Origin of the sequence: Burkholderia dolosa (genome assembly GCF_902499135.1) — a bacterium.
In the GTDB taxonomy this organism is placed as follows: Bacteria; Pseudomonadota; Gammaproteobacteria; order Burkholderiales; family Burkholderiaceae; genus Burkholderia; species Burkholderia dolosa.
This window is the reverse complement of the sequence record NZ_CABVPR010000041.1, coordinates 17,263-43,322: the sequence shown is the minus strand read 5'-3', so window position 1 is coordinate 43,322 and position 26,060 is coordinate 17,263. Positions and strand designations below refer to the sequence as shown.

20 protein-coding genes are annotated in these 26,060 nt (G+C 67.2%); 10 read left to right on the top strand and 10 right to left on the bottom strand.

Features of this window, described 5'->3' with window-relative positions; translation table 11 throughout:
* Positions 1–19: 19 nt before the first annotated feature.
* The 3 genes from BUB20358_RS18565 to BUB20358_RS18555 form a co-directional block, all read right to left on the bottom strand.
* On the bottom strand, positions 20–520 hold the full coding sequence (locus BUB20358_RS18565) for a PRC-barrel domain-containing protein (protein ID WP_006765916.1): 501 nt from the start codon (positions 518–520) through the stop codon (positions 20–22).
* 106 nt (positions 521–626) lie between these two features.
* Complete coding sequence (locus BUB20358_RS18560) at positions 627–1,058, bottom strand: CBS domain-containing protein (RefSeq protein ID WP_035975275.1); 432 nt, start codon at positions 1,056–1,058, stop codon at positions 627–629.
* A 336-nt stretch (positions 1,059–1,394) separates the two neighbouring features.
* Positions 1,395–1,643, bottom strand: a complete 249-nt coding sequence (locus tag BUB20358_RS18555; protein ID WP_006765918.1) for a hypothetical protein — start codon at positions 1,641–1,643, stop codon at positions 1,395–1,397.
* Between the two features lie 139 nt (positions 1,644–1,782).
* Here BUB20358_RS18555 and BUB20358_RS18550 point away from each other — a divergent pair, with 139 nt between their 5' ends.
* The 5 genes from BUB20358_RS18550 (at position 1,783) to BUB20358_RS18530 (ending at position 7,874) form a co-directional block, all read left to right on the top strand.
* Positions 1,783–2,082, top strand: coding sequence for a hypothetical protein (locus BUB20358_RS18550; RefSeq protein ID WP_006765919.1), 300 nt, complete (start codon positions 1,783–1,785; stop codon positions 2,080–2,082).
* A 308-nt stretch (positions 2,083–2,390) separates the two neighbouring features.
* Complete coding sequence (locus tag BUB20358_RS18545; protein ID WP_006765920.1) at positions 2,391–2,702, top strand: ATP-binding protein; 312 nt, start codon at positions 2,391–2,393, stop codon at positions 2,700–2,702.
* Between the two features lie 205 nt (positions 2,703–2,907).
* On the top strand, positions 2,908–3,789 hold the full coding sequence (locus BUB20358_RS18540; protein ID WP_035975282.1) for a MipA/OmpV family protein: 882 nt from the start codon (positions 2,908–2,910) through the stop codon (positions 3,787–3,789).
* 93 nt (positions 3,790–3,882) lie between these two features.
* Positions 3,883–5,577 (top strand): VRR-NUC domain-containing protein, encoded by a 1,695-nt coding sequence (locus BUB20358_RS18535; protein ID WP_006765922.1) that lies wholly within the window; start codon positions 3,883–3,885, stop codon positions 5,575–5,577.
* The gene (locus BUB20358_RS18530) at positions 5,574–7,874 is read left to right on the top strand and encodes a helicase C-terminal domain-containing protein (RefSeq protein ID WP_035975284.1); all 2,301 of its coding nucleotides are present in this window, start codon (positions 5,574–5,576) and stop codon (positions 7,872–7,874) included. Before BUB20358_RS18535 ends, BUB20358_RS18530 begins: the two co-directional genes overlap by 4 nt.
* Positions 7,875–7,904: 30 nt before the next feature.
* Here the strand turns inward: BUB20358_RS18530 and BUB20358_RS18525 are convergent, their stop codons facing one another.
* From BUB20358_RS18525 to shiA, 3 genes are all read right to left on the bottom strand, one after another.
* A complete protein-coding gene (locus tag BUB20358_RS18525) occupies positions 7,905–8,675 on the bottom strand; it encodes an IclR family transcriptional regulator domain-containing protein (RefSeq protein WP_006765924.1) in 771 nt (256 codons plus the stop codon).
* 386 nt (positions 8,676–9,061) lie between these two features.
* Positions 9,062–10,363: a UDP-N-acetylglucosamine 1-carboxyvinyltransferase gene (locus BUB20358_RS18520; RefSeq protein WP_035974115.1), complete on the bottom strand. Its 1,302-nt coding sequence runs from the start codon at positions 10,361–10,363 to the stop codon at positions 9,062–9,064.
* Positions 10,364–10,600: 237 nt separating this feature from the next.
* Positions 10,601–11,905, bottom strand: a complete 1,305-nt coding sequence (shiA, locus tag BUB20358_RS18515; RefSeq protein WP_035974117.1) for a shikimate transporter — start codon at positions 11,903–11,905, stop codon at positions 10,601–10,603.
* A 344-nt stretch (positions 11,906–12,249) separates the two neighbouring features.
* On the opposite strand from shiA, the gene BUB20358_RS18510 reads away from it, so the two are divergent.
* Positions 12,250–13,377, top strand: coding sequence for a 4-hydroxyphenylpyruvate dioxygenase family protein (locus tag BUB20358_RS18510; protein WP_035974119.1), 1,128 nt, complete (start codon positions 12,250–12,252; stop codon positions 13,375–13,377).
* Between the two features lie 286 nt (positions 13,378–13,663).
* Here the strand turns inward: BUB20358_RS18510 and BUB20358_RS18500 are convergent, their stop codons facing one another.
* From BUB20358_RS18500 to BUB20358_RS18490, 3 genes are all read right to left on the bottom strand, one after another.
* The gene (locus BUB20358_RS18500) at positions 13,664–14,998 is read right to left on the bottom strand and encodes a type II toxin-antitoxin system HipA family toxin (RefSeq protein WP_035974121.1); all 1,335 of its coding nucleotides are present in this window, start codon (positions 14,996–14,998) and stop codon (positions 13,664–13,666) included.
* Positions 14,999–15,000: 2 nt separating this feature from the next.
* Positions 15,001–15,459 carry a helix-turn-helix transcriptional regulator gene (locus BUB20358_RS18495; RefSeq protein WP_035974123.1) on the bottom strand — a complete coding sequence of 153 codons (459 nt, stop codon included), beginning with the start codon at positions 15,457–15,459 and terminating at the stop codon, positions 15,001–15,003.
* A gap of 360 nt (positions 15,460–15,819) precedes the next feature.
* A complete protein-coding gene (locus BUB20358_RS18490; protein WP_035974125.1) occupies positions 15,820–16,485 on the bottom strand; it encodes a cation diffusion facilitator family transporter in 666 nt (221 codons plus the stop codon).
* A 453-nt stretch (positions 16,486–16,938) separates the two neighbouring features.
* On the opposite strand from BUB20358_RS18490, the gene BUB20358_RS18485 reads away from it, so the two are divergent.
* Positions 16,939–19,278 (top strand): ATP-binding protein, encoded by a 2,340-nt coding sequence (locus BUB20358_RS18485; protein ID WP_045552246.1) that lies wholly within the window; start codon positions 16,939–16,941, stop codon positions 19,276–19,278.
* A 42-nt stretch (positions 19,279–19,320) separates the two neighbouring features.
* Here the strand turns inward: BUB20358_RS18485 and BUB20358_RS18480 are convergent, their stop codons facing one another.
* Positions 19,321–22,170 carry a glycosyl hydrolase family 18 protein gene (locus BUB20358_RS18480; protein WP_081293669.1) on the bottom strand — a complete coding sequence of 950 codons (2,850 nt, stop codon included), beginning with the start codon at positions 22,168–22,170 and terminating at the stop codon, positions 19,321–19,323.
* Between the two features lie 311 nt (positions 22,171–22,481).
* Here BUB20358_RS18480 and gbpA point away from each other — a divergent pair, with 311 nt between their 5' ends.
* The 3 genes from gbpA to BUB20358_RS18465 all read left to right on the top strand — a co-directional run bounded on the left by gbpA (position 22,482) and on the right by BUB20358_RS18465 (position 25,999).
* On the top strand, positions 22,482–23,939 hold the full coding sequence (gene gbpA / locus BUB20358_RS18475) for an N-acetylglucosamine-binding protein GbpA (protein WP_006765932.1): 1,458 nt from the start codon (positions 22,482–22,484) through the stop codon (positions 23,937–23,939).
* 266 nt (positions 23,940–24,205) lie between these two features.
* Positions 24,206–24,622, top strand: coding sequence for a type II secretion system major pseudopilin GspG (gene gspG, locus BUB20358_RS18470; protein WP_035975287.1), 417 nt, complete (start codon positions 24,206–24,208; stop codon positions 24,620–24,622).
* A gap of 192 nt (positions 24,623–24,814) precedes the next feature.
* Complete coding sequence (locus BUB20358_RS18465; protein ID WP_035974126.1) at positions 24,815–25,999, top strand: type II secretion system F family protein; 1,185 nt, start codon at positions 24,815–24,817, stop codon at positions 25,997–25,999.
* The last annotated feature ends 61 nt before the right edge of the window (positions 26,000–26,060 follow it).

The following is a 26,060-nucleotide window of genomic DNA, read 5'->3' as shown; positions in this document are numbered from 1 at the left end:
GCGCGACGCGCGAGGCTGGTCAGTGACGACGCGTGTCGTCCTCGGGGCCGCCGGGCGACGCCTCGTACGGCGGCGAATCGATCGCCGTTTCGCCTTCTTCGATCAGCCAGTACGGCGAACGGCCGTAGTACGCATGGACGGCCTCGGCCCACGACGGATCGGCCATCGCGGGCCAGCGGTCCTTCGCGAAACCGGGCGCTTCGCGCACGCGCTCCGTCGGCACGGGCAGGACGAAGCACTTGCGCTCGACGTCGAGCGTGAGCGCGCTCCACGGCACCGCGAGCAGCTTGTCGCCGATCCCGAGAAAACCGCCCGACGCGACGACCGCGTACGCGATGCGGCCGGACCGCACGTCGAGCATGATGTCCGTCACCTTGCCGATATCGTGGCCTTCGGCCGTCAGCACACGATCGCCTTCGAGCGTGCTCGCGGCCATCACGTCGGGCCCCGGCCCGCGGCCCGAGCGGCCGCTGCTGCCGGCGATGCGCGCGCTCGCGCGCGGCGGTTTGTCCGTAGTCATCGATCACCTCGTCGTCGAAGCGGCATGCCGGCGCGGCCGCCCGCGCAACGCACGGGCGGCGCGGGACGCATGCGGCGGCGCCGCGAATCCATCGCGCGTGCCGCGCTCACCTGCGGCGCGGCAGCGACACGTCCTCGAGCGTATTGGCCAGTTCGTCGCGGGCGGGGCCGCCTGCGCGCGTCGCGATGTCGCCGAGCGACACGATGCCGACGACGTGCCGGTTGCGATCCAGCACCGGCATCCGGTGCAGTTGCACGTCGGCCATCCGCTGCTGGACGTCGCCGACGCCGTCGTCCTCGATGCACCACTGCACGGGCGCCGATGCAACCGCCTGCACCGGCGTGTCGGGTGAATGCCCGTGCGACAGCGCACGCACCGCGAGATCGCGGTCAGTCACGATCGCGACGAGCTTGCCGCCGTCGCAGACGGGCAGCACGCCGATGTCGAAGCGCTGCATCAGCTGCGCCGCATGGCGAATCGTGTCGGTCGGGGCGACGCAGACGACGTCGCGCGACATGATCTCGTTGACGCGATACATGAAGGCCTCCTTCGTGAGCGGAGCGACCCGGCGGCAGACGCCGTGCCGCATGCAATCGGTAGACACTGCCCGCTCACCGCGACGGGCACGGAGAAATTTGCCAGCTCGCTTGTACATCTTCCACGGCGGCGACGGGCAGTGTGCGACGTCGATCAGTGGCCGACGCCGGTCATCGCGACGATCGCGAGCACCACGGCGCTCTCGATGGCTGCCAGCGCCGCGACGCCGGCGGCGCCGCTGACTTCGTGCCATGCACGTTCCATCCGTTTCATCAGTTGCTCCGGTTCTCGCCGGTCCGGCGGTACGCCGCCGCGCACCCGAGCCGGCTGCCGCCGCTTAGCCGTGATCGCGGGGCGGTGGTGGGACGTCCGGCGCGCGGCGGTCGCGATCGCCGGACGGCTTCGCGGGGTCGATGCGGGATCCGCCGCCGACGGCGGGCGGGTCGCTGGCCGGAAACGTCTCCTCCAGCCCTTCGTCGATGCGTTGTTCCGTCTTGTCGGCAGACGGCTTGCGCGACGGTGCGAGCCGGAGCGATTCGGCAGCCGGCGACACGGCATCGCGGCGGCCGGTAACGTGAGCGGTCATGGTCGAACCTCCTATGGGTATGGACGGACGCAAGCGCCGTACCCGTACGGCACCGACGGCATGGTGCTTGCCCGCCGGCGAGGCAGGCGCAACGGTCGGGCGATCCGCGAGCCGTCGGCGTGGACAACCGGAAATCGCGATGAATGCATCCTCGGAAAGAATACGTTACGACGCGAACGTGTGCGGCGGCGACTTCGCGCACGTGCGCGCGCGCTTCCAGACATGGAAGCGCGAATCGCTCGTCTATCGGCCGGAGCGGCGCATGTTCGCCGGCAAGGACGACGTGCGGCAACTGAACGACACCGTCTACGACGGCCCGGAGCGCGCGCAGCGCGCGCTCGTCGAGCACTGCAAGCCGTCCGACACCTTCGCGCTCGCGGTGCGGCTGACGTCGGACGGACGCAGCATGTGGCTCGTGATGGCCGCGTACGACGACTGAGCCACGCGAGGCGAGCAGCACGTCGTCGCGCCGGGCAGGCACGGCGTTTGCGACGGTGGCCGCGCCATCGACACGCGCGAGCCGTCGCGCAGGAGTGACATGAATACGCGATCCATGCTGCACCGTCCCGAGCCGACACCCGACGTCGACCCCGAGCCGACCCCTCCGGAGCACGACGATCCGTTCGATCCGCCCGTGCCCGACCAGTCGCCGCACGGCGACCCGCCGTCGCAGCCGCCGCCGATGCGGATGCCGGGCGGCGACGGTGCATCGCGGCCGGCCGCGCGAACACCGAAAGGAGGACCGTCATGGACATCCATGTGCAATCGCCGGACAAGCGCGCGATCGCCCAGGTGCTGGGCCGCTATTTCGAATCGCGTTCGCTGCGCTATCGCATCGAGGAATTGCCGGGCGGCGTGCTGCAGATCGGCTTTCGTGCGAGCGGCCGGCCGGCTGCCGTTACCGTCTCGTTCGACGATTCCGCTTACGACGCCTATACCCATTGGGACGCGAGCCAGAAGCAGCTCGCGCTCGGACGGCTCGGCGACGGGTTCGCACGCATGATGTCGAACCGCAGCCCGGCCGCGCTCGCCGGTGATTACCACGTCGAGCGTTTCTGATTACGCAACCATTCGCCGGCCTGTGCCGGAATTCGGCAAAGTGCCCGCGTACCGCGGGCGCTTTGCTGCTACGCGCGTGTCGCGTAGGATGTCCGTTAATTCAGCGTCCGCTACGTTCGCGCCGCAGGCCGACCGCCGTTGCGGCGAAGCGCGTCGTACGCCGTTGCTCAGGGTCGTTTCACGCAAACTGATGGAGATCGCCTTGATGACCGTTGCCCGCCCGTTGCTGTCACCCCGCGCACGCCGGCTCGTATCCGGCCTGTCGGCATTCGCCGCGCTCGCGGCCGCCGGCGCCCGGGATGCGTCGGCCCAGACGCCATCGCCGCTCGGCGAGTGGCAATACTCGGCGGGCGTGCCGCTGCAGAAGCTGTTCCAGCCGAATCCGCCGCCGACGTGGCAGGTGAGCGTCGGCGCGGCGACGACGCTGCAGCCGCGCTATCCGGGCTCCGACCGCTATCGCGTGAGGGGCGGGCCCAACCTCGACGTCCGCTATCGCGACCTGTTCTTCCTGTCGACCGGCGACGGCCTCGGCGCGAACGTGCTGCGCGGCCCGAACTGGCGCGTGAGCCTGTCGGTCGGCTACGACCTCGGACGCCGTTCCGCCGACGATCTCGGCCACCTGAACGGACTCGACAACATCAACGCGGCGCCCGTGATGAAGCTCGCCGCCGACTACGTGGTGTCGAAGGACTTCCCGCTCGTGCTGCGCGCGGACGTCCGGCGCAGCATCGGCGGCTCGAACGGCTGGGTCGGCGATTTCTCCGCGTACATGCCGATGCCGGGCAGCAACGAGCACTTCTTCTGGTTCGCCGGGCCGACGGTGTCGTTCGCCGATTCGCGCTACATGAACAGCTGGTTCGGCGTGAACCAGGGCGCCGCCGCGCGCTCCGGGCTGCCCGCCTATTCGTCGCGTGCGGGGATCAAGTCGGTCGGCGCGGGCGTCACGATGGTGTGGTTCGTGAACAAGCACTGGTTCGTGACGGTGGACGGCGCGGTCGAACAGCTTGTCGGCCGCGCGGCGCGCAGCCCGATCACGCAGCAGTCGACGAACGGCGTGTTCGACATGTCGGTGAACTACCAGTTCTGACCGGCCCGCGGCTACCGCTGCAGGCGGCGCGCGGCGCCGGCCGTCACATTTGCTATGATTCCGACCTGTACAAACGTACAGTGATCGATCCCCGTGACGCCATCTCCGCCGCCGCCCCCGGCGTTCTACTACCTGACCAATTTCGAGCGCGCGCTCGCGTGGCTCGCCGAGCGTTACGACGATCTGCTCGACGCAGCCGAGCACGGGTTCCTCCTGCATTTCGCGCAACTGCCGCAGGCGTCGCGCGCGCTGCTCGTGCGGATGCTGATGCGCAGCGGGCCGGACTTCCGCGCGAGCAAGCTCGTTTATGACGAGATCGGCTGCCCGGTCACGGCCGCCGCGCCGCTCGTCGAGCTCGGCTGGGTCGATCCGGCGCCCGCACTGACGCTCGACGAACTGTTCGCGCTGTCGACCAAGGCCGAGCTGCTGACGATCTTTCCGTCGCTGGCCGCGCATGCGGGCGAGCGCAAGCTCGACTGGCTCGAACGGCTGCGCCCCGCGCACGACGTCGCGCAGCCGCTCGATGCGTGGTGCGCGGGCGCTGCCGACCGCGTGTTGCGCGTAACGGTCGGCGCGCTGTGCGACCGGCTGCGGCTGATGTTCTTCGGCAATCTCCATCAGGACTGGAGCGAATTCGTGCTCGCCGATCTCGGCGTGTTCCAGTACGAAAGCGTGCCGTTTGCGCCGTCGTCGCGCGCGTTCCAGCAGCGCGGCGACGTCGACGCGTATCTCGCGCTGAACGCATGCCGCGAAGCGCTCGACGCATGGCCCGACGACCAGCCGTTCGATGCGCTGCTGCACGCGATCGACGCGGTGACCTGTACACAGCCGTGGCTGCAGACGCGCCGTGCAAAGCTGCTGTTCACGCTCGGGCAGGCGTGCGAGCGGCGTGCCGACTGGCCGGCCGCGCTCGATGCGTATGCGCGCAGCGCGTGGCCCGGCAGCCGCCATCGGCGCATCCGCGTGCTCGAGCGCTGCGGGCGCGACGACGATGCGCTCGCGCTGGCGCTCGACGCGCGCGGCAGCTTCGAGAGCGACGAAGAGCGCCAGCGCGTCGAGCGCATGCTGCCGCGCCTGCTGCGCCGCGCCGGCCACCGGGCCGAACGCGCGGCCGCGGCGCCCGACGTGCCGCGCGAGACGCTCGTGCTCGCGCGTCCGCACGCATTCGTCAGCGTCGAATTCGCGGTACGCGATCATCTCGCCGAGCCGGGCGTGTCGGTTCACTACGTCGAGAACACGCTGATCAATTCGCTGTTCGGGCTGCTGTGCTGGGAGCCCGTGTTCGCGGCCGTGCCCGGCGCGTTCTTCCATCCGTTCCAGCGCGGGCCGGCCGACCTGCATGCGCCCGATTTCGCCGCGCGTCGCGCGCAGGCGTTCGCCGCGTGCTTCGCGCAGCTCGAGTCGGACGCGTATCGCGACACGATTCGCCGGCATTACGCGACGAAGACGGGGCTGCAGTCGCCGTTCGTGTTCTGGGGCGTGTTGAGCGAGCAACTGCTCGACGAAGCGCTGGCGTGCCTGCCGGCCGCGCATCTGCGGCTGTGGTTCGAGCGGCTGCTCGCCGACGTTCGCAGCAACCGGTCGGGGCTGCCGGATCTCGTGCGCTTCTGGCCGGACGAGCGGCGCTACGAGCTGATCGAAGTGAAAGGGCCCGGCGACCGGCTGCAGGACAATCAGACGCGCTGGCTCGCGTACTGCCGCGCGCACGGGATGCCGGTGCGTGTCGTCGACGTCGAATGGGCCGGCGCGGACGTCGCGCGCGCGGAAACGGCGGGACTGTCCGCATGACCTACGTCGTCGCAGTACGCGCGATGTGCGAGTTCACCGCGCGGCGCGGCGACCTCGACCTGCGCTTCACGCCCGCGCCGACCGCGCTCGAAGGCATCGCGGGCCACGGCGCGGTCACGTCGAATCGCGGCGCGCGCTACGAAACCGAGATTCCGCTGAGCGGCACGTGGCGCACGCTGACCGTGCGCGGCCGCGCGGACGGCTACGATCCGGTGTCGAACCGGCTAGAAGAGATCAAGACTTATCGCGGCAGCCTCGACGCGATGCCGGACAACCATCGCGCGCTGCACTGGGCGCAGGCGAAGGTGTATGCGCACCTGATGTGCGTCGCGCGCGGTTTGGCCGAGATCGACGTCGCGCTCGTGTATTTCGACATCGTGTCCGAGCGCGAGACCGTGCTGACCGAAACGCTGAGCGCAGATGCGCTCGCCGCGTTCTTCGCCGAACAGTGCGCGTGCTTCGTCGGGTGGGCCGAGCGCGAGACCGCGCATCGCGCGGCGCGCGACGCGGCGCTGCGCGCGCTGACGTTTCCGCACGGACGGTTCCGCAGCGGGCAGCGCGAGCTCGCGGTCGCCGTCTATCGTGCGGCGCGCGACGAACGCTGCCTGATCGCGCAGGCGCCGACCGGCATCGGCAAGACGCTCGGCACCGTGTTCCCGATGCTGAAGGCGTGCGGCGAGGGCGAGCTCGATCACGTGTTCTTCCTGACCGCGAAGACGCCCGGCCGCGCGCTCGCGCTCGAGGCGGCGACGACGCTCGGCGCCGGCACGTCCGCGCTGCCGCTGCGCGTGCTGGAGCTCGTCGCGCGCGACAAGGCGTGCGAGCATCCGGACCGCGCGTGCCACGGCGAATCGTGTCCGCTCGCGCAAGGGTTCTACGACCGGCTGCCGGCCGCCCGCGACGCGGCGATCGACGCGGGGCTGCTCGATCGCGACGCGGTGCGCGCGGCCGCACTCGCGCACGACGTCTGTCCGTACTACCTCGCGCAGGAGCTTGCGCGCTGGTCCGACATGGTGATCGGCGACTACAACTATTACTACGACGGCAGCGCGATGCTGTACACGCTCGCGCAGCAGAACCAGTGGCGGGTCGGCGTGCTCGTCGACGAAGCACACAACCTGCTGGACCGTGCACGCAAGATGTACAGCGCGTCGCTCGATCCGTTCGCGTTCGCCGCCGCGCGCGAAGCGGCGCCGCCCGCGCTGCACAAGGCGTTCGACCGGCTCGCGCGCGCGTGGGGCGCGCTCGGCCGCGCGCAGGCCGAACGCTATGCCGCATATCCGGACATTCCGGGGCCGATCGTGTCGGCCGTGCAAAACCTCGTCGCGGCGATCGGCGAATATCTGGCCGACGCGCCGCGCTCGAACGGCGACGCACTGCTGCGCTTTCACTTCGACGCGATCCAGTTCGGCGTGCTCGCCGACGCGTTCGACAGCGCGTCGATCTTCGATGCGACGCTGCACGGCGAACCGTTGCCGCGCCAGCCGGCGCTCGACGGTGTCGCGCCGGCCGCTCGCCGGCGCCGCGTGCAGTCGACGCTGTGCGTGCGCAACGTGATCCCGGCCGGCTTTCTCGCGCCGCGTCACGACGCCGCGCGCGCGACGGTGCTGTTTTCCGGCACGCTGAGTCCGTTCCATTTCCATCGCGACACGCTCGGGCTGCCGGACGACACGCGATGGCTCGACGTCGACGGGCCGTTTCGCGCGGAGCAGCTGACGGTGCGCGTCGCGAGTCACGTGTCGACACGCTGGCGCGACCGCGACCGTTCGCTCGAGCCGATCGCCGACCTGATCGCCGCGCAGTATGCGGCGCGCCCGGGAAACTATCTCGGCTTTCTGAGCAGCTTCGATTACCTCGCGCGCGTCGTCGCGCTGATGCAGACGCGCCACCCGGACGTGCCGGTGTGGGCGCAGGCGCCCGGCATGGCCGAAAGCGAGCGCGACGCGTTTCTCGCGCGCTTCGACGCGGGCGGGCGCGGCGTCGGGTTCGCCGTGCTCGGCGGCGCGTTCTCGGAAGGCGTGGACCTGGTCGGCGAGCGGCTGATCGGCGCGTTCATCGCGACGCTCGGCCTGCCGCAGGTCAACGACGTCAACGAGCAGATGCGGCGCGCGATGGACGCGCGCTTCGGCAACGGGTACGACTACATGTATCTGTATCCGGGCTTGCAGAAGGTCGTGCAGGCGGCGGGACGCGTGATCCGCACCGAACACGACGAAGGCGTCGTGCACCTGATCGACGACCGCTACCGGCGCCGCGAAGTGCGCGAGCTGCTGCCTCGCTGGTGGCGGGTCGGGTGAGCGGCGCGACCGCCGGCCTTCGACGACGCGCTACAGCACGTTCAGCATCGCGAGCGCGGCTTCCTGCAGATGCGGCAGCACGCGCCGCACGGCCGCTTCTGTCGTCTCCGCGCCGATCGGCATGTTCGTGCTCAGCGCGGCGACGACTTCGCCGTGACGGTTCTTCAGCGGCACCGCGAGCCCGCGCACGCCGACCTGCAGCTGCTGTTCGATCACCGCGAAGCCGGCGTCGCGCGCTTGGTCGATCTGCTCGAGCAGGCGCGCCTTGTTCGTGATCGTGTGCGGCGTGAACGGCGGCAGTTCGGTGTCGTCGAGCCACGCGCGCACGGCGTCGCGGTCCGGGTGATGCGCGAGCAGCACGACGCCCGGCGACGTCAGCGGCGCCGGCACGCGTGCGCCCAGCACGAAGCCAGTCGTCATCACCCGCGATACGCCGTTGCGCGCGATGAACACGAGCTCCCATCCGTCGAGCACGCTCACGTACGCCGATTCGTTCAGCGATGCGCTCAGCTGCTGCAGATACGGCTGCACGGTGCGCGGCAGGCGCGCCGAGTCGAAGTACGACCAGCCGACCCGCAGCACGCGCGGCGTGAGCCCGTACAGCTTGCCGTCGGTGTACACGTAGCCGAGCGATTCGAGCGTCAGCAGGTAGCGCCGCGCGGCCGTGCGCGTGAGGCCGGTGCGTGCGGCGGCTTGCGTCGGCGTCATCCGCGCGTGCTGGCTGTCGAACGCCTCGAGGATCATCAGGCCTTTTTCGAGGCCCGCGATCCAGTCGCGTCGGTCGAGTTCGGGTTTTTTCATCGTCGGCGGAGTGTCGGTCGGCTGGCGAAGCGAAGTGTGCGAGCGTTGATCGCACGGAAGCGGGCGATTATCGCGCAAGTCGGACGGGGCGCGACAGCGGGGATGACCCGCGGCCGGACGTGCGGCGCGGAGGCGGCGAGCGGAGACCGTACGGCAACGACGACGCTGTCGGCGACAGCGACCACGGACGCGACGACGGTATCGGCGGCGAGCAAGCGGCGATCACGGCGAAATGGGCAGCGAGCGCCGCTCGACGCGGATGTCGCAGTGCCGGCTCACGAGGGCTCGGCGAGTCGGCGCGGCGGCGTTGCCGATCGGGCCGCGCGACAGAGGAGGGTGGCAGCGAATGCGGCGCGCTCACCACGCGCGCCGCATCCGCTTCCGCGTTACTCGCTGCTCGTCCACTCGACGTTGGCGCCGACCGAGCGCAGGTTCTCGACGAAACGCGGATGCGCGCGACGGATCGGCAGCGCGTTCATGATTTCCGAGCGGCCTTCGATGCTCGCGGCCACCATCAGCAGCGCGATCGCGACGCGGATGATGTACGGGCTCTCGACGCGTGCCGGCGTCAGCTTCAGCCCGCCGAACGTGATCAGCCGGTGCGGGTCCGACAGCAGCACGTGCGCGCCGAACTTCGACAGCTCGCCCGACCAGCCGAGCGCGCCGTCGTACACCTTGTTCCAGAACATCGCGCTGCCTTCCGCCCGCACGCCGAGCGCGATGAAGATCGGCAGCAGATCGACCGGCAGATACGGCCACGGCGCGGCTTCGACCTTGGTCAGGATGTTCTGCGTGAACGGCCGGCGCACGCGCAGCGGGCCGTCGCGTTCCGCGCGCGACCAGCCGTCGCGATGCGTGACCGTCACGCCGAACTTCGCGAACGTGCGGTCGATCAGCGGGAAATGCTCGGGCGACGAGTTGCGCACCGTGATGTCGCCGCCGGTGATCGCGCCGAGCGCGAGGAACGTCGCGATCTCGTGAAAATCCTCGGCGAAGCGGAATTCGCCGCCGCCGAGCTTGCGGCCGCCGGTCACGCAGAGCCGCGACGTGCCGATCCCGTCGACCGCGACGCCGATCATCGCGAGGAATTGGCAGAACTCCTGCACGTGCGGTTCGGACGCCGCGTTCATCAGCGTCGACGTGCCGTTCGCGGCGGTTGCGCACAGCGCGAAGTTCTCGGTGGTCGTCACCGACGCGTAGTCGAGCCAGTGATCGTTGGCGGTCAGCGGACCGTCGGTGCGCACGATCAGCGAATCCGGCGTGCGCTCGATGTGCGCGCCGAAGCGCTCGAACACCTCGACGTGCGGATCGATTTCGCGCACGCCGAGCGTGCAGCCCTTCACGTCGTTTTCGAGCCGCGCGACGCCGAAGCGTGCGAGCAGCGGCGGAATCAGCATGATCGACGAGCGCATCGCTTCCGGCAGCCGATGGACGGCCGGATCGAACTTCGTGTTGCGGTGATGGAGCTCGAGGAGGCCCGTCGTGAAATCGACCGACACGTCGCTGCCGAGCGTGCGGAAGATGTCGAGGATCTTGCGTACGTCGGTGATGTCCGGCACGCCGACGAGGCGCAGCGGCTGATCGGTCAACAGGGTCGCGCACAGGATCGGCAGGACGGCGTTCTTGTTGGCGGACGGCTTGATGTCCCCGCGCAGCGGAGTGCCGCCGTGGACGATGAGATTCGACATGATATGGGGGCGTATCGGTGACTGACGTAGGCCCATATGATGCCATTGGTCGGCACGCGGCGTCGCGTGTTCGGCGCGGAAAACGAACGCGCGGCGCGCGTGCTCGACGGTCTTTGACGTCGTCGTGCGTTGCGCCGCTTTGCCTGCTGCGTGGCTGCGTTGGCGCTGGCTGTCGGGCTTGGCGGACGACGAGGCCGAGCGCGGAAGGCCGGCCGGAAGTGGCCGGCGATGCCGGTGTCAGCCCGCGGCCCGCATCCGCGCGGCGACCGCGAGCGAGATCAGGCAGCCGGCCGCGAGATAGCCGGCGACGAGGTGCCACGAGCCGCCGGCCAGGCTGACGAGGCCGACCGCGATGAACGGCGTGAAGCCGCCGCCGACGACGCTCGCGAACTGATAGCCGACGCCCGCGCCGCTGTAGCGGTATTCGGCGCCGAACAGCTCGGTGAACAGCGGCTGCTGGACGCTCACCACCATGTCGTGCGCGGCGTTCGCGAGCAGCAGCGAGAAGACCACGATCCACGCGACCGAACGCGACTCCAGCGCGATGAAGAACGGCACGGCGGACGCGACGCCGATCAGCGCACCGATCAGGTAGATGCGGCGCAGCCCGAAGCGGTCGGCGAGCCACGCGAAGCACGGGATCGTCACGCAGCTCACCGCGCCGACCAGCAGGCCGATGTTCAGGAACAGGTCGCGCGACATGCCGAGGTTCGACGTCGAATAGCTGAGTGCGAACGCGGTGACGATGTACATCGTGAACAGTTCGGCGAGCCGCAGCGCGACGATCAGCAGGAACGCCTTCGGATGGCGCGTGAGCGCCTCCAGCACCGGCAGGCGCAGCTTGCGGTTGCCGTGCTCGACCTTCTCGACGAACTCCTGCGATTCGTCCATGCTCTTGCGCACCCACAGCCCGATCAGCACCAGCACGATGCTGAACACGAACGGCAGCCGCCAGCCCCACGACTTGAACGCGGCTTCGCCGAGCACGTGACTGAGGATCGACACGATTCCGGTCGCGAGCACGAGCCCGACGCCGTAGCCGACCTGCACGCCGCTGCTGTAGAACGCCTTCTTTTTCTTCGGCGCGCTCTCGACCGCCATCAGCGCCGCGCCGCCCCATTCGCCGCCGACCGCGAAACCCTGGATCGCGCGCATCAGCACCAGCAGCACCGGCGCCCACCAGCCGATCGTCGCGAAGGTGGGCAGCAGGCCGATCGCGACGGTCGACAGCCCCATCAGCATCACGGTCAGCACGAGCATGCGCTTGCGGCCGAGCCGGTCGCCGTAATGGCCGAACACGACGCCGCCGAGCGGTCGGAACAGAAAGCCGACGCCGAACGTCGCGAACGCGGCGAGCGTGCCCATCGTCGGACTGACCTTCGGAAAGAACTCGGAGTTGAATACGAGCGCGGCGACGATCCCGTACAACAGGAAGTCATACCAGTCGACGACGGCGCCGACGAAGCTGCCGATCGCAGCCTTGCGGGCCTGGCCGCGCGCGCGGACGCCGGCGGCGTCGAGAGTGTCGAAGGTGGGGGTCATGGCGGTGTCTCCTGGCACGGCGCATCGTGAATCGCGGCGATGCCGCGTCCGATGCTGCATTGAAGTCGATGGGTGAACGGAGGATAGGGCGCAACGCCGCGCGGCGGCAATCGGCCGAACGGTCGAGGCGCGCGATTATCGTTCAAGTCCGTGCGTTTATCGAACGATTTCGGGGTTAGCACTAGGCGGCTCGCCGATATCCCGTTCGGCCAGGGTGTGCGGCGATGAACGGTCTGGTTAAAATCTGCACCATCCGAAACTCGCCCGAACCGGGCGGACGTCCGGCCGGCGCCCCGGCCGGGCCTGCCGCACGCGCCGGGCACTCTCATGCCCCGGAGACTGGAATGCCCGGCAATCCCCATCCGCTGCCCAGCGATACGCCGCCCGTTGCCGATCCGGCCGCCAATCCGCTCGGGATGGCCGGCCTCGAATTCGTCGAGTTCGCGGCGCCGAAGCCCGACGCGCTCGCGCAGCGCTTCGAGCAGCTCGGCTTCAAGGCGATCGCGCGACACGTGAGCAAGGACGTCACGCTGTACCGGCAAGGGCAGATGCACTTCCTGATCAACGCGGAGCCCGACTCGTTCGCCGCGCGCTACGCGGAGGAATACGGGATGGGCGTGTGCGCGATCGGCATCCGGGTCGACAGCGCGCGTCGCGCGTTCGAGCGGGCGATCGAGCTCGGCGCCTGGGCGTTCGAGGGCGAGCGTGTGGGCGTCGGCGAGCTGAAGATTCCGGCGATCCAGGGAATCGGCGATTCGCACCTCTATTTCGTCGACCGCTGGCGCGGACGCGGCGGGCAGCGCGGCGGCGTCGGCGACATTTCGATCTTCGACATCGATTTCCGGCCGATCGACATCGCGACCGCGCATACCGATCTGCATTGCGCCGGCACCGGGCTGCTGCAGGTCGACCACTTCACGCAGACGGTCGGCGCCGGCCGCATGCAGGAGTGGCTGGACTTTTACCACGACCTGCTGCATTTCCGCGAAATCCACGAGATCGATGCGCACTGGCATGTGTCGGAGGAATCGCGCGTGATGGTGTCGCCGTGCGGCGCGGTGCGGATTCCGGTGTACGAGGAAGGCACGCGGCGCACCGAGCTGATGCACGCGTATCTGCCCGACCATCCGGGCGAGGGCGTCCAGCACGTCGCGCTCGCGACCGACGACATCCTCGCGAGCGTCGATGCGCTGCGTGCGAACGGCGTCGAGTTCATCGAGCCGCCGGCACGCTACTACGACGACGTCGACGCGCGGCTGCCGGGGCACGGTGTCGATCTCGACGCGCTGCGCCGCCGCTCGGTGCTGATCGACGGCGAGATCGGCAGCGACGGCGTGCCGCGCCTGTTCTTCCAGACTTTCGTGAAGCGCCGGCCCGGCGAAATCTTCTTCGAAATCGTGCAGCGCAAGGGGCATCACGGGTTCGGCGAGGGCAATCTCGCCGCGCTGGCCCGTGCGCGCGATGCAGGCTGAGCGGGCTTCGTGTCGCATCGCGCGACGCGCGCTGCTTTCGCGCAACGGGGACGACGGAGCCAAGCGAGCACGACATGCGGTGACGGGCTGCGGCCGCCGCGCGCACGCGGCGGCAATTGACCAGTCGGTCGGTTGGTCGGTTGGTCGGTTGGTCGGTTGGTCGGTTGGTCGGTTGGTCGGTTGGTCGGTTGGTCGGTTGGTCGGTTAGCCGGTAGCCGGTAGCTGGTAGCCGGTAGCTGGTAGCTGGTAGCCAGTTAGTCGACCAATCGGTTAATAGACGAATCGGCTAATCGACCGCAGCCAGCTTGCGGCTCTGCCGCCGCATCCCGTCGAAGATCGCGTCGGCCACGTCGGCCGGGAAATCCGCCGGCATGCGCGACGCGACATCGGCAATCGCGGGCTCCGTGCGCGCCGCCACGTCGGCCATCGCCGTGCGCACGTCGTCTTCGGTCAGTCCGACGCGGCGGCCCTGAGCGATCCAATGGCGCGGCTGGATGTCGCCGATCACGTAGTGGCGGTTCTTCCCGCACACGGCCATCGCGAGCCGCGCGCGGCGCGGCGGCAGCTGATTGCGGCGCGTGCCGATGATCGGATGCGCGGACAGCACGTCGTACAGCGGCGTGCTGCGATACGCGTTGCCGGGCAGATGCGCGATGCTGAAATTCTTCGCATGACCGTCGATCGCCGCCAGCACCCAGAACACGAGCTGCGCGACGAAGAAGTTGCGCCGGTCGTGCGCGGCGTCGGCGGAGTTCGCAAGAATCTCCATGATCGTCGCGATCCCCGGCCCGCCGTCCGCTTCGTACTTCGCCGCCGACGGCGTGCCGGTCGCCTGACACATGTCTTCCTGCGGCAGCCGCAGGATCCACGTACGGTCGCGGGACGGACGCCGGTCGAAGCGTTCGACGATCAGCGCCTTCTGGTCGTCGAACCGGCCGATGTCGCAATGGGCGACCGGCAGGCCGTACGCGGCGACGAGCTTCGAGCACAGCCATTCATTTTCGACGGACGTCCGCATGTCGGCCTGCATGTTGCCGACGCGCCCGAGCGGCAGCTTGAAGATATGCGTGGTCGGCGTGCTGCCGGTCGGCAGCATCCAGCGATCGCCGTGCCGCAGCAGCGCGGTCTTTTCCTGCGCGCCGGCGATCGACAGCCGCAGCTCTTCGTCCGGCTCCGGCTGGCCGGGCAGCGGCGCGGCGGTCGCATGGCGCAATACGTCGGCGACGGCCGCGTCGTCCAGCGGCGTGCCGTCGATTTTCTCGAGATCGACCGGCGTCTCGTCGGGCGGCAGCAGCTGCAGCGCGCCGACGCAATCGCGGCCGATCGATGCGAGCAATTCGAACGGCGCCGTCGATCCGAGCCGGTAGCGCTGCGCGATGCGGCGGCGAATCGGCTGGCTGTCCGGCAGCAGGTTGTCGAAATAGTCGGCGACGATTGCGCCGTGGTGCGGCTGATTGCCGGGCGTGAACGGCAGCGACAGCGATAGCGGACGTCCTTGCGGATCGTCGATCCACGTCGGCAAATAGACGAGGCGTTCGACGCCGCGCGTCACTTCCCAGTAGCCGACCGGAATACCGTTCATCCACAGGTCGAGACGGTCGTGGCGGGTGCGCCGGGCCATCGTCACCAGTCCTCCCGCTTCGTACGGACCGATTTGCGGGGCGCTGCGGCGGGCCTCTTTCGCGCGCTGGCAGCTGCTGCTGCTGCGGCCCGCGCGCCCGCAGCGGCCTTCGTGGCCCCGGCGGCTTTCGTGGCTTTGGCGACTGCCGGCGGGCCGATCGGCGCAGACGTCGAGCGCACACGCGCGCCGTGGCCATCGTCGCGAGCACGCGCCATCTCGACGTCGGGCGTCGACGCGTCCGCCGCTGTGCCGGGCTCCAGCGTCAGACGCACGCCGAGCACGGTCAGCACCCTGAACAGCCGTTCGATGCTGACCGCGGCCGGATTCGCTTCGAGCTGCGCGTACGATTGCTGGGTGACGCCGAGGCGGGCCGCGAGCTGCGCCTGCGTGAGCCCCGCGGATTTCCGGAAGCCGACGAGTATCGGCCGCAACTGGCTCAAGGTCTGGACGGGGAATCCCATGGTTCTTCGCGAAACGACAGGCGATCGCTTGTGTTCGAAAAATACAGTCTATGACATGTATTTACGAAATACAAATCGCAGCCTGTATTTCTAACAAACAAACGGTAGCCTGTTATCGCGAAGCGCAATCCGCGACCGCGCGGCCGTCGGCGAGCCGCGTCGCTCGACAGGGCGACAACGGCCGCCCCCGAGGATGACGTTCCGACTGCACCGTGCGAAAGAGGCTGGCAACACGCGAGCCTCTTTTCGATTCGAAGCAGCAAACGACCGAATGCCGGACGTTTCACGACGCGCGAACCCGCGTCCGACGACTTCACCGTATCGATGGACGCGGCGTCCGATATCGCGCGGCGTCACGCGTCACGGCCCGCGCGTAGGGCGGCTTGCACACGCGAGCGCCGGCCACTGCGCATAGCCGCGCCGGACGAAGCCGGCACCGGTCCGGATCACGAGCGCGCCGATCGTAAGAGCGGCGACATCGTCGAGGCGGCCGACGCCCGCCCACGCCGCGCTCATCGCGAGCGCCGCCAGCAGCGACGAAAACGCATCGGTGCGCACGTGCCAGCCGCTCGCCTCGAGCAGCGCGGAGCCGGTCTCGCGCGCGTTGCTCAGCATCCAGTGCGACAGTGCCGCTTTGCCGACGAGCGTGACGGCGACGAGCACGAGCGCGATGCCACCCGGCTGCACGACCGGCGGCGCGTCGAACCGGCTCACCGCTTGCCAGACCATTCTGGCGCCGGTCGCGACGAGCAGCGCGCCCAGTGCCGCAAGCGCAAGCGGCTCATAGGTCGGACGCCGCTCCGTCGGCAAGCGCGCGTCGAGCCGGCACGCGACGAGGATCAGCGCGTCTGCCGCGAGGTCGATCGCTGCGTGCGCAACGTCCGCGAGCAGGCCGGACGAATGCGCGGACCACGCGGCGCTCGTTTCGACCGCAAGCAACAGCAGATTGATCGCGAGGCTGATCGCGAGCACGCGCGACGCGGCGGTATAGACCGCAAGACGTGAAACGTGCAACGGCCGCTGCATGATCGATCCATTGGTGAAATCCGGGCAGCTTCGAACACTATCCGACGCCCATGGCAGAGCAATGACAATGTTGTGCATGGGCTGCGACTCGGATCGCATCGTCGCACGATGACGTTCCGGTGCCCTGATGCAGCGACCAATGCCGGCGCGATCGCCGTGATGCCGATAAGCGCACGGCCGGTAGCCGCGCGATGTGCTCGTTCGCGCTGCGACGCGAAAGCGCCCGATCTCGCAACGGCATTGCTAGGTTGCCGTCGACAAGCGGCAGACGCGTTCTCGTCTGTTCGACGACATGCCGCAACACGTGCCGTTCGGCGGAAACGACGCTAGACTGTCGCCCCGGGGAAATTAGCCAAAATATGATGCGCGTCAACACACATATTCGTGGCCATATGTGCCGTAGTACCTACGTCGACCTCCAGCACGACATCGTATCGGGAGAAGTGCCGTCCTATGTTTGATTGGTTCCGCCGGGCTCCCAGATTCGCCGCGTCGGTACGCGCCGCATGGCTGCCACTGATTGGCACGCCCGCACTGGCGGCGCTCAGTTGCACCGCGTCCGTCGAGGCGCTGTTCTCGCCGCTGGATCGAATCTATTGGCACGCCGTCTCGTCGAATATCGATCGAGGTCGGCACCATAAGGTCGCCGTGATAGCGGTCGACAAGAAGACCGTCGACGAGTTGGGCGGCAACGCGAGCTATGCACGTACCGGCTATGCATCGATCCTTTCCCGCGTGTCCGGTGCTGCGAGCGTCGTACTGGACATCACGATGGTTACCCCGACGCAGCATGACGATCTGTTGGCGGCCGCGATCGCTGCGCACGGCCGCGTCGTATTGCCGGCGGAGGTGTCGCCGGTTCACGGCAGGGCGGATACCGTGATTCTGCCCGCACGTCGACTGCGAGAGGCTGCCGCGGCGCTCGGCCAACGCAGCGTTGTGCTCAGCAGCGACGATCTGGTGCAAGGCATCGTGCCTTACGTCACGATCGGCAACGGCGACGAGATTCCGCACGTCGGGCTGCAGGCGATCCGCATCGCAAAAGCGCCGTTGCCCGAGAACGAGATACGCAGCCACGTGCAGCCGCACGTCACTCGAATGGGACACGTCGAAGACGGCTCGATCCTCCTGCGCCTGCCGCTGTACTTCCATCTCGATCGCTACTCGTTCGTGGACGTGCTCAAGGGTCGCGTTCCCGCGTCGGCATGGCGCAACCGCATCGTGTTCATCGGCGACGGAATGTCGGAATTGTCGGGCGTGTTCCACCTGTCGTCAGGCAGCGACGGGCGTGTGCATCGCGTGGAGGTGGATGCGCTTGCGACCGAAGCGGTGCTGGACGGCCGGCTGTTGCGCAACGTTCCGCTCGGGATGCGCATCGCAATCAGCACCGCCGTTGCAAGCGGCATGCTGCTGATCTGCATGCTTGTGCCGGGACGCCGCCTGTACGGATTCGCGCTCGGGTGGCTCGCGGCATACGTCGCAAGCCAGGCACTGCTGCTTGCACACGGCGCTTACTGGGCGCCGGTCGGTCCATCGCTCGCGATGTGCGTGACGGTCTTCGCCCTCTGCGGCTGGCGGCGGGCCGGTAGCCTGAGCGCCGCGCTGATGAGGGAATATCGTCGTCTACGCGGCATGGCGGGCCGACACGCGATAGGTAGCGCCGAACAACCGGTGGATGCAGGCGATGCATTGCCGGACGAAGAAGTTGCCGAAGCCATATCGCGCATTCGCGAATGGCAGTCGACCTATGTCGACGTGATCCACACGCTGCCTTATCCGATTTTCATCGAACACGAAGGCACGCTCCTGATGTGCAACGAACGCGGCCGGGCGATGCTGGCATCGATCGATGTCGACGGCACTGCCGCGGTACGGCAGGTGATCGGCACCGCATATCACGAAATCCGCGCAGCAAAGGAGACAGGGCGGATCCACTCGGCCGAACTGACGTTGAATGCCCGTACTTACATGGTGATGGTCACGCCGTTCGACGACGGCGATCACCGTCGCTCCACGGCGAGCATGATCAGCCTGGTCGACATTCACAACATCAAGGCGGCGGTCGAAAGTGACCGCATGACGCTACGCCACATGGCACACGATCTGCGCAATCCGCTGTCGACCGTGCTGTCGCTGCTCGAGCAGCACAGCAGCGGCGGCGTATCGGATCCGGACTTCCTCGCGAACCTGCACAAGCTCGTGAACTACAGTCTGCGTGTCGCGCAGGACTTCACGCAGTTGTCCCGTGCCGAACATCTCGATCGGACCGCTTATGTGATGGTGTCGGCGAGCGACCTCGCCATGGAGGCGATCGATCAGGTGTGGCACAGCGCGAGCGCGAAACACATTTGCGTCGAAGGGCCCAACGACGACGGACATGACGCGTTCGTCCTCGGCAATCGGGACATGCTGCTGCGTGCGTTGACCAATCTGCTCGACAATGCCGTCAAGTATTCGAACGACGGGACGGTCGTCAGCGTATGGATCCGCACCGGCGACGGCGATGTTTCGATCGCCGTTGAGGACCAGGGTATCGGCATTCCTGCCGACGCGATGCCGCGGTTGTTCGAGCCGTTCTTCCAGGCGGGCGGCGCGTGTCGCGATCCGAGCCGGGGCGTCGGCCTCGGATTGCCGTTCGTGAAAACGGTCGTCGAGCGCCACGGCGGCTCGGTCGACGTAACGTCTACGCCGGGAGAGGGAAGCCGCTTCAGCATGTGCTTGCCGACCGCCGCAGCGGAAGCGGAACGACGCTGGCTTGGCGGACATCGCAAAAGCGCAAAAGCCCACGCCTGACGCGAGGGCAGACCGGCGGTCCGAGCCGCCGGCCGCTTCTCGTCAGTTCGTGTACACCTCCCACGCCTGATCCCACGCAGTGCCCTTGCCGGGCTCGTACGCCCATGCCGACATCGAGCACCAGTTGGAGTACGGGAATGGCTTGCAGCGATACAGCTTGCCGTGGTTCGACACGATGTCGCCGGCGCCGTACGGGGTGCCTTCCTTGTATTGCGGGTAGTCGCCGCCACCTTCGCCACCGCCTTCACCGCCGCCTTCACCGCCGCCTTCACCGCCGCCTTCACCGCCGCCTTCACCGGTATCGTACGGCGTCCACGCGTCGCTCCACGCCGAGCCCTTACCGGGCTCGTACGCGGCCGGTACACCGGCGCACCAGCCGCTGTATGGGAACGGCTTGCACTCGTACAGCTTGCCGAGATTCGACACGATATCGCCGGCCTTGTACGGGATTCCAGGCTTGTACGCCGGGTACTTGCCGCCTTCTCCTCCCGAATCCGTGGCCTTCACGAGGACCACGTGACGTGCGTCCGACGACAGCTTGCCGTTGCCGACCTTGACGGAGAACGCAAACGAGCGGTCGTGCGAAAGCGTCGGCGCGGTGAAGCTGACGGTCGCACCCACCGGTTTCGCGTCGATGCCGGGCGGAACGGTCCATTGGAACGTCAAGCTGCCGCCCGCCGGATCGCTCGATTTCGCGGCCGACAGCGTAACGGCCTGACCGCCTTTGACCTGCGCCGGCCCGTCGATGAGCGCAACCGGCGGCCGATTCTCCTCCGGCGGCTCGATCGGCGGTTTGGCCTTGGCCGTCACGACGGTCTGGGCCGAGTCCTTCAAACCCGCCAGATCGCTTACGGTCACGCGGAACGTGTACCGCGTATCCTGCTCCACCTCGGGAACGTCGACCGTCGCCTTCACGTTGCCCGGGTTCGCGATTTTCAGCGGATTTCCGCCGATCTGCTCCCACTTGAACGTCAGCTTGTCGCCATCCGGATCGCGGGATTTCGACGCGTCGAGCGTCACGGTGGCCGGGCCGGTAACCGTCACGTCCGCGCCGGCGTCCGCGACCGGTGGACGATTCTCCGACGCGCCGCCGTCGTGACCGAGCCCCTCGTGCATCGCATTCAGGATGTCGCCGTTGTCCGCGTCGATCTCCCACGAGAACATGCCGGCCAGCTGGTGCTTGCGCACGTAGTCGCCTTTCGCGAGAACCGACCGTCTGTCGTCGAACGTGACGAGTTCGCCGGTGCTTTTGTTGAACACGTACGGCGCTTCGGCCGTCTGATCGTAGTGGTATTCGTAGCCGTTGATACCGTTGTTGTCCGGCCCCACCATCTTCGACGCGACGGCCTTGTAGTCGAGAATGCCCGGCTCCCATCCGCCGGCGACTGGTCCCTTCGCGGTGCCGGTGAACGGATTGCCGTCGGTATAGCCGGACACGCCCGACCAGCCGCGGCCGTACATCGCCGCACCGATCACCAGCTTCTTGCGATCGACCCCTTGCTCGATCAGTGCCTTGATCGAGTTGTCGGTCGTGTACCGGGTGTCGGGTCGCCAGGCAGGCGCGTAGAGCGCCGTCTGGTGGCCGAGCTCCGTCAGGCTGAACGCGCCGTAGAAGTCGTACGTCATGTCGAACAGGTAGTCCATGTACTTCGTGGCTTCCTTGTAGTCGACCACGTCGATCTTGTCCTTGCCTGCGCCGATTGCCGACGTCAGCTGGTACGTTTTGCCGGTATCCCGGGACAACCGGTCGAGCATCTGCCGCAGCTCTTTCATCAGCGTCACGTAAAGCGCACCGTCCTTTGCAGGATCGCCGAGCGCACCGTTCGCACCCTTGCCGCCCGGGAATTCCCAGTCGATGTCGATGCCGTCGAAGAATTTCCAGGTGCGCAGCAGCTGTTCGGTCGAATCGACGAAGACCTTGCGCTTGGCCGGGTCATGCATGTGGAAGAACGGGTCCGACAGGGTCCAGCCGCCAATCGACGGCAAGATCTTCAGATTCGGATTGCGTTTTTTCGCGGCCATCATCTGGCCGAGCACGCCCTTGAGCTTCGAATTGGCCGTCTGGCCGGGCAGCGTCGCGCCGATTTCGCCCCACGTGTCGTGAATCGCGACGCTGAAATCCGGTAGGCCCGCACACGTTTGCTGCAGCGCGCGAAACGAATTTGGCACGTCGCGTGCGAGCGATCCGTTGATCGATGCGCCGCCGCAGATCGGGATGAAACCGTACAGCATGTGGGTCAAATTCTCGATCGGCACGTTGTCGACGCTGTACTTGCGGTCGTAGATCGACCATGTCGTGAAATACGCGCCGACGACCGAACCCGACGCATTCACGAACGGCTTGTTCGTCTTGCTCGCGTTGTTCGGCAGCGTATCGGCGAGTTCCGGAATCGTGTCGAACACGACCACGTCGAGCGGCGCGCTATCGGCCGACGCGCCGTTCGCATCGAACACGCGAACCTGCATCTTCTTCACGCCCGGCGTCTTCACGTTGGCGATCACCGTACCGTTCTGGCTGCTCCCCGGCGTCATTCTGACCTCCGAAGCGGGATCCACGGTACCGTCGATCACCGCGACCGCCTTCACCGCAGTTCCGTTGCTCCAGATATCGAACGGTAGTGGCACGTCCACCTTCGCGTTGAGTTTCACAATGTCCTTGTAGGGAGCACTTCCGGCCCTCTGCACATCGATCTCGACGAATCCATGCGGCTTCGACGTGATCTCGTATTGCTTGAGACTCGGTTTGCCCGGGGCCGCGAGCGCGGGATTCGCGAAGCATAGCGCGCCGGCCGTCGCGACGGCCGCGAACGCGAGTCGTTGCGTGGACCCAGGTCGGGATGCTCGGTCGATGCGTGCACGACCGGCAGATGGAATATTCGAGCGCAATTTCATCGTCTTCCTCGAAAGATTGAAAGAGTGTCGGAATCGACGGGCGCATTGTTTTCGTGGCGCCGGCCACCGCCAATCAATCTCAACGAAATCTCAGCGAAATCGCGCGAACGCGCAGCGATTCATTTTTTAAAGCCGATCGGCCGATTTTATGAATCATTGAGGAAGATTTCCGGACCGTACGGTCGCCACGACAATGGCTCTCGTCGCGTCTCGGCCGACACGCGACGCCTACGAGCCGGGCACCGTCTCGGTACCGATCCACCTCTCGTTCGAAAGCCGTATCGACAGATGCGGTCGATTACATACAAACCATGAAAAATCGCACTCCAAGCCGAACGCTTTTCACGTTTTCTCCGCTCGTTGCATGCGCATCGATGTTCTTCGCACAGCACGCGTTCGCCCACGGCTTCTTGTCCGATCCGCCGTCGCGCAGCTTGTTATGCAGCTCCAAGCAGGGCCCCGCGAAGAACTTCAACTGCGGCCAGGTCACATGGGATCCGCAGAGCATCGAAGGTCGGCAGGGCTTCCCGCAAGCAGGCGCGCCGGACGGACACATCGCAAGTGCCGGGGTGGACATGTTCGGTGCACTCGACGAGCAGTCGGTCGATCGATGGAAGATCAACGAAATCGCATCCGGCCCGCACCAGTTCAAGTGGACGTTCACGGCGCCGCACGTGACGAAGGAGTTCAAGTATTACCTGACGAAGCAGGGCTGGAATCCGAACATGCCGCTGACGCGCGGCCAGTTCGATCTCACGCCGTTTTGTACCGTCGACGGCGGCATGAAAAAGGCCGACGCGATCGGACCGCACAACTGCACGATTCCTTCCGACCGTACCGGACATCACGTCATGCTTGCGACGTGGGAGGTCGGCGATACGAGCGGCATGTTCTACAACGTCGTCGATCTCGACATCAAGCCGGACGGCGGCCCCGTCGATCCGGGCAAGCCGGGTTGGACGCCCGTCGGCAACATCGCGCCGACCATCGACCTCAAGACCGGGGACAGGGTGATCAATCGCGTCTTCAAGTCGGGCGGGGAAGTACCGTCGATGACGGCCAAGGTGACGATCGAGAAGGCGGAGGAGGGCGAACGCAACACGTGGCCGATGCTGCTCGCGAAGGAAATCAACCGCACGCAGTCGGCAAACCTGTCGGCCGGCTTCCTGCACAACGGACGCATCGAGCCGCGGCTCGGCGCGAACGAGGTGTTCGCGAAGAACGGCAGCGGCATCGTCCGTACCGAAACGACGATCGAGCAAAAGCCGGCAACGGGCATCGATGAACGCTTCAGTATCACGAGCGACCCGGAATTCAGGATCGAGAACGGCAAGGCGACTGCGAAATTCTTCCTGAAATTCAACCACGCGAAGGACACGAAAGTCATCGTGAAGGTGTACGACGCGACGCAATCGCTGGTGGGCTCCAAAGCGGCGACGATGCGGATGCAGGGCGAGCTGCGCATCGACATCGCGAACGCGAAGGCGGGTATGCATACGGCCGTGGCGACTTCGCAGATCGACGGCGGCAAGCTGATGCAGGACACCGTGACGTTCAAGCTGGCCGGCGGCGACACCCCGGAAGGCGCGCAGTGTCATGCGGCGTGGCGCGAGGGCACGGCATACACGGGCGGCGCCAAGGTACAGCACGACGGACGCAACTATCAGGCGCGCTGGTGGACGCAAAACGAGGTGCCGGGTGTGCCGGCCACGACGGGCGGCGACCAGTCGGGTAAGGTCTGGAGGGACCTCGGCACGTGTGCCAAGTAAGGCTGGCAGGAGTTGCGCGCGCCGTCATCCGCGGTGCGCGCATGCGTAGCGCATTGCCCGATGTATTGAGATTTCCTTTAGAAAAATCGCCGCCCCAGCGGCTCGCTTTCACAATGACGTCGTCGACCGGCGCACCGGTTCACTCGAACCGGTGCTCGCCGCCACGCGTGATCGGTCGACCGCCACACGCGACGGCGCTCGAGGCGGGAAACACGCCGCAATTTCAACCGAGGGCTTACAACGTGACGACAAACGATACGAAATGGATGAACCGGCGAGGCCAGCATGGCTTCACGTTGCTCGAACTGCTGGTGGTGCTGCTGATCATCGCGCTGCTGGCGACCTATGTCGGTCCGAAGCTTTTCTCGCAGGTCGACAAAGCGAAGGTCCGGGCGACCGAGTCGCAGATGAAAACGCTCGCCGATGCGGTCACGCGATTCAGGCTGGACACCGGCCGCTATCCAACCGCCCAGGAAGGCCTCGACGCGCTCGTCAAGCGGCCGCAGGACGCCGACGGCTGGAATGGGCCCTATCTGGCAAAGGAGGTGCCGAAGGACGGCTGGGGCCGCCCCTATCAGTGGAACGTGCCGGGTCGCGACAGCGAAGCAGAAATCGTATCGCTCGGCCGGGACGGTCGGGTCGGAGGAAGCGGTAGCGATGCGGACCTCGTATATGGGATGTAGCGCGTTACGCCGCTGCAGAGTCGCGACGGCGGCGTACGCGTCCCGCATCCGGGGCCACGACCGCCGGCCGCGTCCGCTACGAGGACGGCCGGCACGGCGTCGGCTCATCGCGGCCCGTGTGCTCCGCGTACCGGGCGCCGACCCGCGATGGCGCGGACGCATCGCGCTGATCGACAGATGGCGGAGGTAGCAATGGAATCGTTTCGGGTGCGCGTGCTCCGCGGCGACGGCAAGGTCACGCAACAGACCATCGAAGCCGCCAACGATGCGGACGCGAGACGCCGGATCGCGGCGAGCGGGTGCGTGTTGATCGAGATTCGGCGTGCGCGGCCCTTCGGCGGCAAGCGCGCGCCGGCATTCGGTCTCGCGCTGTTCCTGCAGGAACTGTCGACGCTGCTCGATGCAGGCCTCGTGCTGATCGAAGCGCTCGAGGCGCTGCGCGACAAGAACGAGGCGGGCCGGACATCGAAGCATGTGATCGATCGAATCATCGCGGCGATGAAGCAGGGACAGTCGTTCTCGACGGCACTCGCCGGACAGCCGGACATCTTTCCGCCATTGCTCGTGGCGACGATAGCGTCGTCGGAGGACAGCGGACAGTTGCCGATCGTGCTGAAACGCTATCAGCAATACGAAGGGCGGATCGAGCAAATGCGCAAACGCGCGACCGGCGCGTTGATCTATCCGTCCGTCGTCATCGGTGTCGGCATCGCGATCCTGCTGTTCATGGCCTTCTTCGTGATTCCGCGCTTTGCGGTCGTGTTCGAATCGCTGATTACGCTGCCGGCGAGTGCGCAGGCGATGCTGTGGTGGGCGACCGTGCTGAGGGAGAACGGCGCAACGGTCGGTATCTCGGCCGCCGCCATCGCCGTGGGCGCCGTGCTGATGCTGCGCTCGGGCGCCGCGAAGCGTGCGACGCAGCGGTGGATGTGGCGCACGCCGAAGGTGCGCAACGTCTGTGCGTTGTTCGCGCTCACGCGCTTCTATCGCACCGCCGGCCTGCTGATTGCCGGCGGCACGCCGGTGATCGACGCGCTCGCGCTGTCCGGGAAAGTGCTCCCCGAGCCGTTGCGGCCGCGCATCGCCGCCGCACTGACAGAGCTGCGCGCGGGACGCCCGGTGTCCGCCGTGCTGACTGCCCACGCGTTGACCACGTCCGTCGCCGAACGCCTGCTGCGCGTCGGCGAGCAAAGCGGCGACCTGGCCGGCATGTGCGAACACATCGCGCAGTTTCACGATGGCGCGCTCGACCGCGCGATCGAAACGATCAGCAAGATCTTCGAGCCGGTGCTGATGCTGGCGGTTGGCGCAACGGTCGGCGCGGTGGTTTTGCTGCTTTACATGCCGATCTTCGAATTGGCAGGCAGCGTCGGATAGCGATCGCGGCATCGACGCGCTGCGATGCGATCCCGCTGCCCGACTGGAGATGAAATACACG

Bases quoted from the DNA above. Each gene is read 5' to 3' on its own strand.
- BUB20358_RS18565 (WP_006765916.1), bottom strand. From the start codon at position 520: ATGACTACGGACAAACCGCCGCGCGCGAGCGCGCGCATCGCCGGCAGC.
- BUB20358_RS18560 (WP_035975275.1), bottom strand. From the start codon at position 1,058: ATGTATCGCGTCAACGAGATCATGTCGCGCGACGTCGTCTGCGTCGCC.
- BUB20358_RS18555 (WP_006765918.1), bottom strand. From the start codon at position 1,643: ATGACCGCTCACGTTACCGGCCGCCGCGATGCCGTGTCGCCGGCTGCC.
- BUB20358_RS18550 (WP_006765919.1), top strand. From the start codon at position 1,783: ATGAATGCATCCTCGGAAAGAATACGTTACGACGCGAACGTGTGCGGC.
- BUB20358_RS18545 (WP_006765920.1), top strand. From the start codon at position 2,391: ATGGACATCCATGTGCAATCGCCGGACAAGCGCGCGATCGCCCAGGTG.
- BUB20358_RS18540 (WP_035975282.1), top strand. From the start codon at position 2,908: ATGACCGTTGCCCGCCCGTTGCTGTCACCCCGCGCACGCCGGCTCGTA.
- BUB20358_RS18530 (WP_035975284.1), top strand. From the start codon at position 5,574: ATGACCTACGTCGTCGCAGTACGCGCGATGTGCGAGTTCACCGCGCGG.
- BUB20358_RS18525 (WP_006765924.1), bottom strand. From the start codon at position 8,675: ATGAAAAAACCCGAACTCGACCGACGCGACTGGATCGCGGGCCTCGAA.
- BUB20358_RS18520 (WP_035974115.1), bottom strand. From the start codon at position 10,363: ATGTCGAATCTCATCGTCCACGGCGGCACTCCGCTGCGCGGGGACATC.
- shiA (WP_035974117.1), bottom strand. From the start codon at position 11,905: ATGACCCCCACCTTCGACACTCTCGACGCCGCCGGCGTCCGCGCGCGC.
- BUB20358_RS18510 (WP_035974119.1), top strand. From the start codon at position 12,250: ATGCCCGGCAATCCCCATCCGCTGCCCAGCGATACGCCGCCCGTTGCC.
- BUB20358_RS18500 (WP_035974121.1), bottom strand. From the start codon at position 14,998: ATGGCCCGGCGCACCCGCCACGACCGTCTCGACCTGTGGATGAACGGT.
- BUB20358_RS18495 (WP_035974123.1), bottom strand. From the start codon at position 15,459: ATGGGATTCCCCGTCCAGACCTTGAGCCAGTTGCGGCCGATACTCGTC.
- BUB20358_RS18490 (WP_035974125.1), bottom strand. From the start codon at position 16,485: ATGCAGCGGCCGTTGCACGTTTCACGTCTTGCGGTCTATACCGCCGCG.
- BUB20358_RS18485 (WP_045552246.1), top strand. From the start codon at position 16,939: ATGTTTGATTGGTTCCGCCGGGCTCCCAGATTCGCCGCGTCGGTACGC.
- BUB20358_RS18480 (WP_081293669.1), bottom strand. From the start codon at position 22,170: ATGAAATTGCGCTCGAATATTCCATCTGCCGGTCGTGCACGCATCGAC.
- gbpA (WP_006765932.1), top strand. From the start codon at position 22,482: ATGAAAAATCGCACTCCAAGCCGAACGCTTTTCACGTTTTCTCCGCTC.
- gspG (WP_035975287.1), top strand. From the start codon at position 24,206: ATGAACCGGCGAGGCCAGCATGGCTTCACGTTGCTCGAACTGCTGGTG.
- BUB20358_RS18465 (WP_035974126.1), top strand. From the start codon at position 24,815: ATGGAATCGTTTCGGGTGCGCGTGCTCCGCGGCGACGGCAAGGTCACG.